22 protein-coding genes are annotated in these 12,397 nt (G+C 36.0%); 3 read left to right on the forward strand and 19 right to left on the reverse strand.

Annotated elements, in window-relative coordinates:
• The 5 genes from A6049_RS01545 to A6049_RS01570 form a co-directional block, all read right to left on the reverse strand.
• Positions 1-648: ribonucleotide-diphosphate reductase subunit beta (locus A6049_RS01545; protein ID WP_240321276.1), on the reverse strand; the 648-nt coding region annotated here is incomplete at its 3' end.
• A gap of 19 nt (positions 649-667) precedes the next feature.
• The gene (locus A6049_RS01550; protein ID WP_063562895.1) at positions 668-2,998 is read right to left on the reverse strand and encodes a ribonucleoside-diphosphate reductase subunit alpha; all 2,331 of its coding nucleotides are present in this window, start codon (positions 2,996-2,998) and stop codon (positions 668-670) included.
• A gap of 50 nt (positions 2,999-3,048) precedes the next feature.
• Positions 3,049-3,654, reverse strand: a complete 606-nt coding sequence (locus A6049_RS01555; RefSeq protein WP_063562896.1) for a hypothetical protein — start codon at positions 3,652-3,654, stop codon at positions 3,049-3,051.
• Positions 3,655-3,905: 251 nt separating this feature from the next.
• Positions 3,906-4,103: a hypothetical protein gene (locus A6049_RS01565; protein WP_063562898.1), complete on the reverse strand. Its 198-nt coding sequence runs from the start codon at positions 4,101-4,103 to the stop codon at positions 3,906-3,908.
• 85 nt (positions 4,104-4,188) lie between these two features.
• A complete protein-coding gene (locus tag A6049_RS01570) occupies positions 4,189-4,569 on the reverse strand; it encodes a hypothetical protein (protein WP_145921883.1) in 381 nt (126 codons plus the stop codon).
• A gap of 172 nt (positions 4,570-4,741) precedes the next feature.
• Here A6049_RS01570 and A6049_RS01575 point away from each other — a divergent pair, with 172 nt between their 5' ends.
• Both A6049_RS01575 and A6049_RS01580 read left to right on the forward strand, forming a co-directional pair.
• Complete coding sequence (locus A6049_RS01575; protein WP_063562899.1) at positions 4,742-5,815, forward strand: YecA family protein; 1,074 nt, start codon at positions 4,742-4,744, stop codon at positions 5,813-5,815.
• 113 nt (positions 5,816-5,928) lie between these two features.
• A complete protein-coding gene (locus tag A6049_RS01580; protein ID WP_063562900.1) occupies positions 5,929-6,549 on the forward strand; it encodes a hypothetical protein in 621 nt (206 codons plus the stop codon).
• Between the two features lie 49 nt (positions 6,550-6,598).
• Here the strand turns inward: A6049_RS01580 and A6049_RS01585 are convergent, their stop codons facing one another.
• The 11 genes from A6049_RS01585 to A6049_RS01620 all read right to left on the reverse strand — a co-directional run bounded on the left by A6049_RS01585 (position 6,599) and on the right by A6049_RS01620 (position 10,999).
• Complete coding sequence (locus A6049_RS01585; RefSeq protein ID WP_063562901.1) at positions 6,599-7,012, reverse strand: hypothetical protein; 414 nt, start codon at positions 7,010-7,012, stop codon at positions 6,599-6,601.
• Positions 7,012-7,953, reverse strand: coding sequence for a hypothetical protein (locus tag A6049_RS01590; protein ID WP_240321277.1), 942 nt, complete (start codon positions 7,951-7,953; stop codon positions 7,012-7,014). Before A6049_RS01590 ends, A6049_RS01585 begins: the two co-directional genes overlap by 1 nt.
• Before the next feature lie 226 nt (positions 7,954-8,179).
• Entirely contained in the window at positions 8,180-8,341 is a 162-nt protein-coding gene (locus A6049_RS33085; protein ID WP_161490516.1) for a hypothetical protein, read from the reverse strand.
• A gap of 38 nt (positions 8,342-8,379) precedes the next feature.
• Positions 8,380-8,562 (reverse strand): hypothetical protein, encoded by a 183-nt coding sequence (locus tag A6049_RS01595; protein WP_063562903.1) that lies wholly within the window; start codon positions 8,560-8,562, stop codon positions 8,380-8,382.
• Positions 8,563-8,630: 68 nt separating this feature from the next.
• Positions 8,631-9,488, reverse strand: coding sequence for a prohibitin family protein (locus A6049_RS01600; RefSeq protein ID WP_063562904.1), 858 nt, complete (start codon positions 9,486-9,488; stop codon positions 8,631-8,633).
• On the reverse strand, positions 9,466-9,624 hold the full coding sequence (locus tag A6049_RS33090; protein ID WP_161490517.1) for a hypothetical protein: 159 nt from the start codon (positions 9,622-9,624) through the stop codon (positions 9,466-9,468). The genes A6049_RS01600 and A6049_RS33090 overlap by 23 nt, the downstream gene beginning before the upstream one ends.
• Before the next feature lie 12 nt (positions 9,625-9,636).
• Positions 9,637-9,822 carry a hypothetical protein gene (locus A6049_RS01605; protein WP_063562905.1) on the reverse strand — a complete coding sequence of 62 codons (186 nt, stop codon included), beginning with the start codon at positions 9,820-9,822 and terminating at the stop codon, positions 9,637-9,639.
• Between the two features lie 13 nt (positions 9,823-9,835).
• A complete protein-coding gene (locus A6049_RS33095) occupies positions 9,836-9,991 on the reverse strand; it encodes a hypothetical protein (protein WP_161490518.1) in 156 nt (51 codons plus the stop codon).
• 17 nt (positions 9,992-10,008) lie between these two features.
• A complete protein-coding gene (locus A6049_RS01610) occupies positions 10,009-10,206 on the reverse strand; it encodes a hypothetical protein (protein WP_063562906.1) in 198 nt (65 codons plus the stop codon).
• A 153-nt stretch (positions 10,207-10,359) separates the two neighbouring features.
• On the reverse strand, positions 10,360-10,647 hold the full coding sequence (locus A6049_RS01615; RefSeq protein WP_063562907.1) for a hypothetical protein: 288 nt from the start codon (positions 10,645-10,647) through the stop codon (positions 10,360-10,362).
• Positions 10,628-10,999 carry a hypothetical protein gene (locus tag A6049_RS01620; RefSeq protein WP_063562908.1) on the reverse strand — a complete coding sequence of 124 codons (372 nt, stop codon included), beginning with the start codon at positions 10,997-10,999 and terminating at the stop codon, positions 10,628-10,630. Before A6049_RS01620 ends, A6049_RS01615 begins: the two co-directional genes overlap by 20 nt.
• 255 nt (positions 11,000-11,254) lie before the next feature.
• Here A6049_RS01620 and A6049_RS01625 point away from each other — a divergent pair, with 255 nt between their 5' ends.
• On the forward strand, positions 11,255-11,590 hold the full coding sequence (locus tag A6049_RS01625; protein ID WP_063562909.1) for a hypothetical protein: 336 nt from the start codon (positions 11,255-11,257) through the stop codon (positions 11,588-11,590).
• Positions 11,591-11,663: 73 nt separating this feature from the next.
• Here the strand turns inward: A6049_RS01625 and A6049_RS01630 are convergent, their stop codons facing one another.
• The 3 genes from A6049_RS01630 to A6049_RS01640 are packed head-to-tail and all read right to left on the reverse strand — an operon-like array spanning position 11,664 to position 12,361.
• The gene (locus A6049_RS01630) at positions 11,664-11,933 is read right to left on the reverse strand and encodes a hypothetical protein (RefSeq protein WP_063562910.1); all 270 of its coding nucleotides are present in this window, start codon (positions 11,931-11,933) and stop codon (positions 11,664-11,666) included.
• Between the two features lie 25 nt (positions 11,934-11,958).
• Complete coding sequence (locus tag A6049_RS01635; RefSeq protein ID WP_063562911.1) at positions 11,959-12,144, reverse strand: hypothetical protein; 186 nt, start codon at positions 12,142-12,144, stop codon at positions 11,959-11,961.
• A 1-nt stretch (position 12,145) separates the two neighbouring features.
• Positions 12,146-12,361, reverse strand: a complete 216-nt coding sequence (locus A6049_RS01640; RefSeq protein ID WP_063562912.1) for a hypothetical protein — start codon at positions 12,359-12,361, stop codon at positions 12,146-12,148.
• Between the last annotated feature and the right edge of the window lie 36 nt (positions 12,362-12,397).

Consider the following 12,397-nt stretch of genomic DNA (forward strand, 5'->3'; position numbering starts at 1 on the left):
TTCATCTCTTTGGATATAAGAGACCATCTGACTAGTCGCCATCATTTTCTGATCACGAGCCAGATTGTAGAAAAATGCAAAGGTACTGTAGAAGAAGATGCCTTCAAGGATCAAATCAGCAACCATTGACTTAAAGAATGTTTGTGGATTAGGATTGTCTCGAAACTCTTGATAAATATCTGAAATGAATTGATTACGCTCAAGCAATACAGGATCATGCTTCCAGTACTCGAAGATTTCTTTCTGCTCTTGATCAGATACAATTGAGGATAGTACATAGGAATAAGACTGATTATGTACAACTTCTTGTTGCCCAATGATTGCAGAGATTGCTTCCAACGATGAATCTGTAAAATACCTTTTTACATCACCAACAAACATTGTTTGCATTGAGTCCAATACTGCAAGCAGAGAAATGTTAATTTTGAATGTGTCCTGTTCAACTTTACTAAGTTGAGTAAATTGGGAAGCGTCTTTAGACATGGGAATCTCGTCTGCGATCCAATGATTGAGTAGCAATACTTTGTATAGCTTATACATGTGAGGCATTCGGATATCGTTCCAATTAAGGATACCCGAATTTTCCCCCTTAATAATACGTGTTGATTTATTTGGTGCTTCTGTATTAAAAATTTTCTGAATTTTCAAGTATGTATTCTCCTTATATTTAACTAGCGCATGACTCGCAACCTTCAATTGTTAAAGCTTGACTTCTAATATAATAAGTAGCTTTCATCCCAGCTTTCCAAGCATGAAGATGTAATCCTAGGAACTCTGTTGCTTTGATATCCGGGCGAACATATAAGTTGAAACTTTGACCTTGGTCAATATGTCGCTGACGAGCTGCTGCCATATCAATACTAGAGTGCTGATCAACGTTAAAAGCTGTCTTATAAAACCATATTGTTTTTTCACTTAAATCTGGTGCTGGATTAGCAATCTTATATGTAGTTTTTTCTTCATATGAAATCAATTCATATAGTGGATCAATAGATGCGGTTGAGCCAGCAATAATTGATGTAGATCCATTAGGAGCAATGGCAAACATCCACGCATTACGTACTCCATTTTCTCTGACCTGAGATTGTAGCTGCTTCCACTGGTCAGTGGTTACATATTTACCTTCTCTATTGCCAGAAACATAATCGCGCTTAACAAAGTATTCACCTGTGTCCCAGTCGGAACCATTGAATTTAGGATAATGTCCTTTTTCCTTGGACAGTTCCATGCTGGCTTTCACGAGCAAAAAGTTAATTTTTTCATACAAGTTATCGTTATAAGTGACTGCTTCTTCCGATTCCCAACGAATACCTTCAAGAGCAAGCAGGTGATGGAGTCCGAATGTTCCCAGACCAATGGCTCTATATTGTGCATTTGTATATTGAGCTTGCAACACATCAATATTATTGATATCAATTACATTGTCTAGCATACGAGTTTGAATTGGAACAAGTCGTTCAAGAACATTGTCTGGCACTGCTCTAGACAGATTAATTGAATTAAGATTACAAACAACAAAGTCGCCGGGAATTTTAGAGACAATAATACGAGTTTGACCGTCTTTAGTTACCAACTCTTCTTTTTCAATCACTGTAGGGGATTGATTCTGCATAATCTCTGTACAAAGATTCGAGGAAAATATCATTCCATGTACACTGTTAGTGTTTGCGCGATTCACTGTATCACGATAGAACATATATGGTGTTCCAGTCTCTAATTGAGATTTCATCACACGCTTCATAATATCAATTGCCTGAACAGTGATTCTCTGTAGTAGAGGATGATTTACTGCTTCTTCATATTTGTCTCTGAAGGTTCCTCTGCCCAATTCCTCGTCATAGAAGTCTTCCAATCCAAGTGATCGTCCATCGCTATCTTTCCAACCCATAATAGACTTTACTTCATGTGGACAGAACAGACTCCATTCTCCTCGACTCTCAACTCTTTCCATGAACAAATCAGGAAGGCAGACACCATGAAAAATGTCGTGTGCTCTCATTCGTTCATCGCCATTATTGAGTTTCAGATCAAGAAAAGCTAAAATGTCACGATGGAATACATCCAAGTAAACCGCTACAGCACCTTTACGGGTTCCTAATTGGTCAACACTCACAGCAGTATTATTTAGTTGGCGAATCCATGGTACTACCCCTGAACTGGTGTTTTTGTGACCACGAATATCAGAGCCTCTAGCTCGAACTTTCCCTAGATAAACTCCAATTCCTCCACCTGTTTTACTAAGTCGTGCTACATCTGTATTTGAGTCAAAGATACCCTCCAGTGAATCATCTACTGTATCAATAAAACAACTAGACAATTGACCAGCAACCTTTTTACCAGCATTGGATAGTGTAGGTGTAGCAGCCGTCATATATAGATTACTCATAGCCCAATAAGCTTCTTTGACTAGATCCATACGTTGGTCTTCAGGTTCTTGATGCATTAAGTACATAGCAATAACCATGTATCTTTGCTGTGGCAATTCCATTAGTTTCCCATCAAAGTCATGAGTAAGATAACGTTCTGTTAGGGTAAGCAATCCGATATAATCGAACAGCAGATCATGCTCAGGGTTAATGTAATCTCCCAATTCTTCAATCTGTTCTTTTGTATAACAGGTGAGAAGTTCTTCTCTGAAGATTCCTTTTTCAACTAAAGTTTGAATTAGAGGATAGAATGAACCATATGGCTCATCCACATAGGACTTATACTTCCGATTGTTTGCAGCCTTTTTATAGAGTTTTGTCAGCAATCCTCTAGCAGCAACAAATTTCCAGTTGGGTTCTTCCTTTGTGATCAAGTCAAGCGCAGTCATTGAGAATGCTTCGCTAATCTCTTCCGCTGTGACCTCGTCACGTCTTAGCTTACTATTAACACCTTTGACCAACTTTCCCTTGTCTAACTCAAAGCCACTTAAAACTCTATCTGAATATGTATTGATTCTGTTTTCGTCAAACGCTAGTTGTCTGTTATTCGGTTTGTTTACTAATCGGGGCATTAAAATCCTCACTTTCAAATGTATATATCTGTGTAAAAGAATTATTTTATTTAAATGGATCTAACATTTCTTGGTTTTGAATGCAGTGCTTTCACAATCTTTTCCATTAGTTCTTTTCCACTTGTGTGAGTATCCTTACAAGTAATTTCAACTTTGTGGATTGTTACTGGTTCCGAATCATAATTCTCTTTCTCCTCGATGTGAATTTTAAACAGTTCATTATCTTCATTGAATGGCTCAATAATAAACATAATATCTGTATCGCTCGGATATCCAGATGAACTAGTATAAAAATCAATCGAACTTACAATCTGTGCATTCGGTATCTCGAAATATGTATTATGATCTTGCCCAAGAGAATTTCTATAGTCTGTTTCAGCAATCAATTTACATTTTCTTGTTGTCTTTTTGAAAGAAAATGTTCGATACGTTTTCTTGTGGAAAAAAGATTCATAGTCACTTGAAATATCCTCTTCTTCGTTAGTAATAAACTTTAGTAATTGAGTGTCCAACAAAGCGTCTTTTACATAGAGTAATGTTTGCTCTTCATCAGAAGTTACAAGTTTACTTTCCTTAAGTGAATCTAGATATGTTACTTTATTGCCCAACTCATCAAAAACATGTAGACCGATAACATTTCTGTTCCCTAATTTCAAATTTTTCACTCCTTCGGTTTATTATTCTTTGTTTGATCTGGTATGAAACACTACTCGGCTAAACTCATTCCAAGCGTTACTCCACACCTCTTCTCCGTACTTGTCATATTCCTTAAACTGCTCTCTTCCTATATGTTGCTTCAATTTCTTGCTTATATAACTATCTTCATGCAACTTAGATTCATTGTCTGTGTCAACATCCTCCTTGAAACATTCAATCAACACTCTCGATAAACTCAACGTTGCCTCATTTAGCCTTTGAACTTCTTTTTCCTCCCTTCTTGCTTCATTTTTTGCATTGCTAAGTAGTTCTTCACTTCAAAATACTCTTTAACTGATTGTTCCATACTGTTTGTTTTGAGATGTTGTCGATCAATAGCCATATTTAGAGCTTCCAAACTTTTGTTTAACTTATCTAGCGAATTCTGAAGCTTACTATTTCTATTCATCTTCAACACCTCTTCTTGTTGTTTGTATTATCAGTTTAATTCAATACACCATTTTAGTCAATATGTATTTTTACTCTTAAATTAATCAATCTCTTGGGGCTAGGTTAAATTTAATACTACCAAACAATGTGCTATTTGCGCTCCCGGTAAAGTTATCCAATACATGTTCATTCTCTTTGTCTGTGTGTTCAATAATCAATACGTTGTATTTCTCATCATAATGCATCCCACCCAATTTAAACTGAACGGGAATGCTCTGCGATGAAGCTGCTGTTGTGATTGTTTGAACCAGTTCTGACTCATGTTTCTCTCTAATTGTCTTATATGTCCCAGAAGGCATGGTAAGTGTATACGGAGTACCATCTACACTGAATGTAAAGATATTGTTGCTAGTAGTAATTGCGACCTGCTTATTGATGTCTACAGATCCCCACACTTGTTGTCCATATTTAGCTATAATGTCCATCTCCTCAACTGATTTTATGTATTTAGTTTATACCAGTTCTATTTATCCCTAACTAATTCTAAATAAAAGGTACATTTCACTTAAACATGATGCTATACTCTAGTATACTGACAGAATTGATACTTCATAGTAAAATAATCATGTAAATTGAACGATGAATGGAGACTTTTACGTGAAAATTGGCAGAAACGATCTTTGTACATGTGGCAGTGGCAAGAAATACAAGATGTGTCATATGCAGCTTCCAGATAAACCTCTGATTGATTCATCTATTCCTATTAACTCAGCATTAGATAGGAGAATTAGTAAAAATTTAATTAAACAATGTATCCATCCAAATCAGAATGAATGTAAAGGGGAGCCAATCAAGGCTCATTCTATACAGAACAATCGCATTTTAAGCAAACTCGGAAGAAACGGCGACTTATACGTAGTTAAGATGATTGTGAACGAAACCACTAAAAGAATGAATCCTCGTTTTAAGACCGTGGGACGAAAGAAAGCAACGACCTTCAGTGGTTTTTGTAGTCATCATGACAAGGAACTTTTTCAACCAATTGAAGATCAAGAATATTATGGTACTGAACATCAAAAGTTTCTATTCTCTTATAGAACTTTTTCATTTGAATATCACAAAAAATCTGAGTCAGTTAAATTACATAAGAACAATGGAAATGATAAACCAAGTCTTTTGACCAACGATGAATATCTCGGATTTAAAAAAGGATATGATTTATCCACAAATGACAACGACTACACTAAAAAAATCTATGACGAAGCTCTTTTAACGAATGATTACGCAGCTGTTGAAACTGTAGAGATTGTCCTGCAAAAAGAAGTACTATTTTCGGTAAGCTCTGGCTTCTACCTCGAATATGATCTAACAGGAAGAAAAATAAATGACCTCTTAAATCCTGAATCTCAAGTCCATCTTATGACTTTAAATGTCTTTCCAGACAACGATCGAACTGTAATACTATTTAGTTGGCTTAGGCGTAGTTCGGAAGTATACTTTGACTTCAAACAACAATTACTGGGTCTTACAGATACTCAACTACAACAACTTCTAAATAGCATGATTCCGTCATATTGTGAAAATGTAGTATACAACCCAGACTTTATAGACAATATGAGTTCATCGAAAAAGTCTGACTATTTAAAAGTATACTCATTAACAACTTTGGATTTTATACCGAGCAATATAAAGAAAAATCTACTTGCTACTACAAGTTATACTTTATTCTAAGTGTTTAAATGGGGCGCGTTGCGCTCCTTTTCAATCAAATTTGACTTTCATAATTAAAAATTTGCCTCTAATGTGCCGATAACATATGTAATACAATAATAAGGTTGGTGCATATGAATTTCACAGTTGATTGGGGAACTTTAGTTGTCTCAGTACCAGTAATGATTGCAACATGTTTTGGTACGATTAAATTTATTGGTAAAGCAATGTCTAAAGAATATTTTGATAAAAGATTAGCTTCTTATACGTTAGAGCTACAAAAAGACTTGGAAAACCACAGATCAACACTGGAAAAGGATCGTAATGAGTACATAAAAAGACTTGAAGAAGAGATTGATAAGAACAAAAAGTTTAGAGAAAAATACACTGAAATAAGTTTCACCGCTATACAGGCTGTTAGGGAAGAGATTAGAATCTGCAATAAGTTCTCTCAAACTAAAGATGCTACATCGGATGAACTCCTTTATAAAAAACAGAAGGACTTGATTGAAGTATTGGACTCAAATAGAGTTTATATTCCAGAGTATCTAGTTACGTTAGTTGAGAGATTCATTAAAATTTTCTACGATACCTGTACTTCATACAGCGCGTTCACTTATGAGTACAAAGAGAACCCTAACTCGAAGAATACTGAAAAATTTTATGCTATTAATCGAGAATACTCCACTGAGCTCAAGTCTCTGCACGAAGAAATCGAAAAACACGCTCGTAAAGAATTGGCTGGAGCTGCCTAATTTTTCAATGAGGTCTCCTGTGGAGTCCTACTGTGAGACCTCGTACATACTATTGGTTCAGCATCTCAGCAATCTCATTTAGTTCTAATTCAACCTTCTTGTCATCAGACAGTAATTTATCAAGTTTTGATTCCATAAGTTTAAGTTTTTGTTCTTCATCTTTGCTGTTAATGAAATCGAGTTTAGTTTTTAAGTCTCCAATCCAGTCTGCAATGTTGTAGCCACTAATGACATATTGATCAAGCAACTCTAATTCAATGGCTGAGACAGCATATGAATTAAGTTTCACTAGTAATGAAATGAGTTGTTCTTTGCTCAAAGTTTGAATATTAATTCGTACCCCTTCTAACTCAATAGAGCAATTGGTCACAGGAGTAAACTTCTTGGATTTACTTACCGACTTTTTCTTTTCTTCAATCTGTTTTTTTAGTTCAAGAATCTTACTGTCATTATAATTTGCCATTAATATGTATCTCCATTCTCGTGTAGTCTCCCGTTTGTTAGGTATTTGTTTCTGTATCTCGGCTTAAACTTAACCCAAATTTCTTCTAATGATCCTCTGTATAAAATGCGTTCATTTGTATCGTACCCGCTTCCCCATCTAGACGGCACCCTATCCTTCACTACAATCATGTAGTTCTCACTTTCCCTATTCTCTCTTTTCACTTCAGCTCTACTATCCTTATTGTCTTCAATTAGAATAGATGTACCGTAGAGCCAAGAGTCTCCCCCTCTCTTTACTTTTTCAGTAAATCTATCTTTATCGTAAATTATATATTCATCTTTACTTTCATCATAAGGTGAGTAATGTGAATTGCTTTCTAGAAGATCAAACATTGCTGCATAATCATCTACACATTCATCTGTGACTGCTTCAATGATTCGCTCTCCAAGAGACTTAAGGGCCAGAAGATATAAATACTCTTTATTTTGATAGTCGGTTGTCTTATGTGCAAAGTAATAATGCTTACCTTTATTGACATTTGCATAGTGACCATCTCGATTAATATCTTCAGATCTGATCCATTTAGTCCCCCAGTAATCGAATCTTCCCATGTAGACAAATTCCTGGTTATCCTTAGTCCTGTAGATTGCTCCAGGAATTAAATGTTTAGATTTAATGTAATTTCTCTCATGCAATATCTCGTTATATTTAGAAATCTCTTTATAGTCTGGAGACTCTACAGGTAATAGCACAAGGTCTTTACCGTCCCATCCATAGATAAATTCACCTTCAAGTCCCTTACCTTTGATTGAGTTGGCGTTCTCCAGTATGTACAACAAGTTCTCAATTGTAATCTCAAATTCAAAACCTCTTGGATCATATACTCGTACATATGCCTGTCTATGGTTCCAATCAGATACATAATCCCCAACCTTCTTGTTCAACACGAACCCTGACACTGGAGTGTTCTCATGGTCAATAGGATCAATCTTTTTGTCTCGCCAATTCTCCCAGGATGTTTCTTTTCGAACTTTTCCTTTAACATCATAGTAAGTTACATAAGCTAAAGTTTTCGTATATGTATTTTCTCTATTCTGGAATCCAACTCTAATCTTCTGTGGTACAAATATGTTAGTCTTTATTTATCATCATTCCTTTTCTTTGAAATACGCCTTTCAAATAGATCTACTTAAATTCCTTATACAACACTTCAACCACCTTTCGAATTAACGGGTCACTAGTACCAATAGAATTCATCAGTCTATCTAATTGTTGCTGAGTATCTTCATCTTTGCGTCTGAAACAGCTTTTTTCATGTTCTTCTCTCACATCATCATAATGTCCCATACTCTTCACTCTCCCTATGAAATCTCACTTTCACTTAGTTATTCATCACCATAAACAAACCAAGCTGGCAATCGTGGATCAACTATTTTGAACAAGTCATCAATGAATTCACAAGCATTCTCAATTACCTGATCTTTCTGATAAACAGTGTCGCTACATTTGATTCCGTTATCAATCATGAATTTAATTACTCTATCTAAAAGTTCGTTTTCAACATTCATTCTTTAATTCTCCTTTTCTCAGTCAAATATATCTTTCGTAAGGATTGGGGAGATAACTCCCCACCTCATTATTTTGCTTGCTCAGTTTTTGCAGTGGGCAATTGAATCATTGGAGTATTAGATCCACTTACATATGGAAGTGCTCCATCCCATTTCTTAATTGTCTCATATTGAACGAGTTGATTAGAGAGTGACTGCTGAAGCTCTTTATTTGCTTTAGCTTGACCTTCTGCCTCAATCAATAGTTTGTCTGCATTACCTTGTGCCTCTACCCGTTTACGATCTGCTTCTTTCTTAGCAATCTCAAGCTCAGTAGTCTTCCGCTCTAGCTCCTGTGAAGCTTCGACACGTTTATCAATTGCTTCCTGAGTCTTAGCATCAGGTTGAGGTACACCTACAGTTACGTTTGATACAATAAAACCTAGCTCTTTAACATCATCAGCGAAACGTTGTTGAACATCTACTCCTGCTTCAGATGACTTTTCCCCATATACATCAATTACTGTAAACTTAGAAATACCTTTACGAGCTGCATCACGGAAACGTGTTTTGAGATATGTATCCTCAATTTCTTGAATGCCAATTGGCCCAAACGTATTAAAGATAGATGATACCTTGCTTGGTTCTACTTGGTAATTGTAAGCAAAATCAATTGTGATGTTTTTCCCGTCAGACGTAGCAATTTGAATATCTTTGTATTCAACGGTTTGAATTCGGATCGGATATTTCGTCACTTTATCAAACGCTCCAACTAGTTTCCATCCTTGACTTAACGTACTATCCTTTACTCCACCATTAGGAGAGTATACGACACCAACATATCCATTAGGGATTCGTGTTACAAAGAAACTTAACAATACAATCCCTACAATAATAATCAGTGCTACAGAAATTGCCCCTACTTTAAATGTCTTTAGGTTTTTCATTTACATTCTCCTCTTGTTTGAATTTATTGTATTTATTTATAACACTGTTGCCTACCTTATTGAATAATGGGAACATTAATGACCATAAGCCAAAAGCCAGGATGAAAATTAAAACGAGTCCTCCAATAAACGGCATTCCTTTCCCCCTCTATGGGTGAATCCAAGCACAAATCTCATCTTCACGAAGTAGTTCACAAAGTTGATTTAGATTACACTTACTTTTAACTGCATCCCACATAGAACCCTTATATCCAAACTCTTTCTCGCAAAATTCTACAGCTTCATCTACTTCCGTAAATGACTTCTCTTCGTTCTCCAGATCAATAATCAACATATTTAATTCTCCTCTATGTATATTTGCTAATTTCGTACTGGTCGTGAATAATATCTAGTGCTTCCTGTAGGCCAAGAATTTCGCCTTCGTGAGCTACCGGATCTGATTCTTTATAATAATTAAGCGTAATCTCAATTTCTTCTTTGATCTTCTCAATCAATTCATGCATCTATGTATGTCTCCTTTCTAGAAACGAACAGTTGGATAAGGATCGTAAATATCTTTCTTTCTGCTTTGATACAAGTTCCAGTTAATAAACTCTTCAGATAGTTTACGGCTCTTCATCTCTTCCAGATTGGCAATCTCAATATTGATTTGCCGCTGCTTTGCTCGCAGAACATCAAGTTTCTTTGTAATATCTAGGTAACTCAACTCAGGATACATTTAATTACCTCCTTCTTTTAGCTTCTTCAAGACACTTTTCATTGCATCTCCAATAACAAATCCAGACTCTCTTGTTGATTTCATTGCAATATTCATCTGCTTAATCAATTCATCCATTTAAGTATCTCCTCTCTACTTGAAACCTTACGCAGACTATACTGGCTGTACCTCAATAATGTCCCGAGCTTTCAGTTGATCATAATCACACAAGTTATCTTTAATCCAATCTACAAATGTACCGTCTACTTGGTTAAACTCTATAATCCGTAATTCAATGTACTCGTCTTCGTCTATGACTTTATGAGTTTCTCCGTTACTACACATTTCCTCATATACTTCTTGGGGATTATAGTTTCTTGAAAATTCGATTGCAGCGTAATCGTTACCGCAAACATACAAGTAAATACTCTTCTCATTCTTGCTATTCAAATAGTTTGGCATCAATATTTTCCTCCTTCAAACGCACTTCCTTATGTATTTCAAGACTTGAATAAGCAACAGGTTGAATTCCGAAACCATACTTTTTCTTTCTGACCATTTCCTTCTCTGCGCGTTCTACGTTTACACGAAGCGCCTTGTCAAAAGACTTCTTAGATGTCACAGTTTTTTCATCATATAGGATTCCTTCAGGATCACTCCGATAGTCCCACACGCCACCTAATACTTCATTACCTTCATCATCAATTCGAATTTCCAATGCCAATCCCAAAGGATGAAAAAACTGACGATTTGCTTCAAACAGATATCCTTTTTCTCTGAAATCTTTAATGTCTATGTATTTAGTGTCGCTCATGTATTACCGTCCCCCTTCTCCGTGAAACCACTATTTTACCATCTTACTTTTTCATGAAGTTTGGGTCGTAGTTTCTTCTAATAAACAATCTTGATCTCCATATCCAGTAAACAGCGCTCCATATCGATCCCAGTAGAAAGAAAATTACTTCTGACATTTATATGCTCCTTTCTATTTGAAACTTGTATTTCAAATGGTTTTATTGTAATTATATTCCACATGTGCTAGTCTATTATTGGAAGGAGGTGACATTTAATGGCATATAGTGTTAAAAACAAATCACTCATACTAATTTTTTTCAGTTTGTTGCTAACTTTGGTTTTCACTTTACCTACATCAGCAGCAGAGGTAGAACAAAGTAGCATAACTGACACATCTCCCAAATATGTTGAGATAGTCAGACTCTTTCATTTTGCAAAAGGTGGAGGCGATTCTCCTGTCCCTATGTCTTACTTTCATCTTACATATTTTCCAGCAGGGCGGTTTACAGGTGTGCTCCCCATAAGTAACCCGGTCTATACCTTCACGTTTAGTGATGGTACTGGTTATCACGAAGTAACTTATAAGGGGTATGTATACTTTACACCTTAAAAATCTAGGCATTCTCAGTAACCCTGAGTTTGCCTTTTCCCATTTCTCGATATATCTCAATGAAACAGTTCTTTCACTTGGTCTCTTTGATACCAAGATAGCTCTCATGCCACTTTCTACACGCCTCTTCGAAGGCCCCATTGTTGCCCACCAGTTGATGAGCCCAATTATTTAGCATTCTGCTACTTTCGAGATCATTCATTAACTCTTCATACCTATTTCTCATCACTCTTAAAGCATGGATTGGAACAGAACCAAGATTACCATTCTTCTCAGCTTCACGAATGTAACTGTCAAACACTTTCAACTCAACTTCATGTTTTTCATCTACTTGACTTCTCATGTAAATCCCCCCCAGCTAATACAGCTCAATAGCTATTAATTGTTCTAATCCTTCTTTTCATCAACCTATCCTTTAAATCATAAAAATTGTTCAGCCTGTCATACTCTTTATGTCTCTCTATATATCTGACTACAAATTCCGGTCTTTCGTAAACTGCTGGCCTACTAAATACGACTCTGCCAAAAATAAATTCTTGTGCTTCATTGTCCATTTCAAGACACATCCTTCTTCAAACCACCATATTCACCAATCTCATAGCCTTCTGGCATTTCAACAATGTCCCAATCTTTGAGTATGTTGTCTAGTCTATCTCCTAGAGTTTTGCCAAACATCCCATCTTCCGTATAAAAATGAACACTGCCCCCAAACATTGAATACTCAAGAGTTCCGTAATCTTCATCTTTTCTGTGCTTCAAAATAGTAGCCATTACTCATCTCCTATGTATTAAAAAGTCATGCAACCT

It is taken from the genome of Paenibacillus sp. O199 (assembly GCF_001636635.1).
Taxonomy (GTDB): domain Bacteria; phylum Bacillota; class Bacilli; order Paenibacillales; family Paenibacillaceae; genus Paenibacillus; species Paenibacillus marchantiae.

Coding starts and splice junctions, on each gene's coding strand:
- A6049_RS01550 (WP_063562895.1), bottom strand. CDS start 2,998: ATGCCCCGATTAGTAAACAAACCGAATAACAGACAACTAGCGTTTGAC.
- A6049_RS01565 (WP_063562898.1), bottom strand. CDS start 4,103: ATGAATAGAAATAGTAAGCTTCAGAATTCGCTAGATAAGTTAAACAAA.
- A6049_RS01570 (WP_145921883.1), bottom strand. CDS start 4,569: ATGGACATTATAGCTAAATATGGACAACAAGTGTGGGGATCTGTAGAC.
- A6049_RS01580 (WP_063562900.1), top strand. CDS start 5,929: ATGAATTTCACAGTTGATTGGGGAACTTTAGTTGTCTCAGTACCAGTA.
- A6049_RS01585 (WP_063562901.1), bottom strand. CDS start 7,012: ATGGCAAATTATAATGACAGTAAGATTCTTGAACTAAAAAAACAGATT.
- A6049_RS33085 (WP_161490516.1), bottom strand. CDS start 8,341: ATGGGACATTATGATGATGTGAGAGAAGAACATGAAAAAAGCTGTTTC.
- A6049_RS01595 (WP_063562903.1), bottom strand. CDS start 8,562: ATGAATGTTGAAAACGAACTTTTAGATAGAGTAATTAAATTCATGATT.
- A6049_RS01600 (WP_063562904.1), bottom strand. CDS start 9,488: ATGAAAAACCTAAAGACATTTAAAGTAGGGGCAATTTCTGTAGCACTG.
- A6049_RS33090 (WP_161490517.1), bottom strand. CDS start 9,624: ATGCCGTTTATTGGAGGACTCGTTTTAATTTTCATCCTGGCTTTTGGC.
- A6049_RS01605 (WP_063562905.1), bottom strand. CDS start 9,822: ATGTTGATTATTGATCTGGAGAACGAAGAGAAGTCATTTACGGAAGTA.
- A6049_RS33095 (WP_161490518.1), bottom strand. CDS start 9,991: ATGCATGAATTGATTGAGAAGATCAAAGAAGAAATTGAGATTACGCTT.
- A6049_RS01610 (WP_063562906.1), bottom strand. CDS start 10,206: ATGTATCCTGAGTTGAGTTACCTAGATATTACAAAGAAACTTGATGTT.
- A6049_RS01615 (WP_063562907.1), bottom strand. CDS start 10,647: ATGCCAAACTATTTGAATAGCAAGAATGAGAAGAGTATTTACTTGTAT.
- A6049_RS01620 (WP_063562908.1), bottom strand. CDS start 10,999: ATGAGCGACACTAAATACATAGACATTAAAGATTTCAGAGAAAAAGGA.
- A6049_RS01625 (WP_063562909.1), top strand. CDS start 11,255: ATGGCATATAGTGTTAAAAACAAATCACTCATACTAATTTTTTTCAGT.
- A6049_RS01630 (WP_063562910.1), bottom strand. CDS start 11,933: ATGAGAAGTCAAGTAGATGAAAAACATGAAGTTGAGTTGAAAGTGTTT.
- A6049_RS01635 (WP_063562911.1), bottom strand. CDS start 12,144: ATGGACAATGAAGCACAAGAATTTATTTTTGGCAGAGTCGTATTTAGT.
- A6049_RS01640 (WP_063562912.1), bottom strand. CDS start 12,361: ATGGCTACTATTTTGAAGCACAGAAAAGATGAAGATTACGGAACTCTT.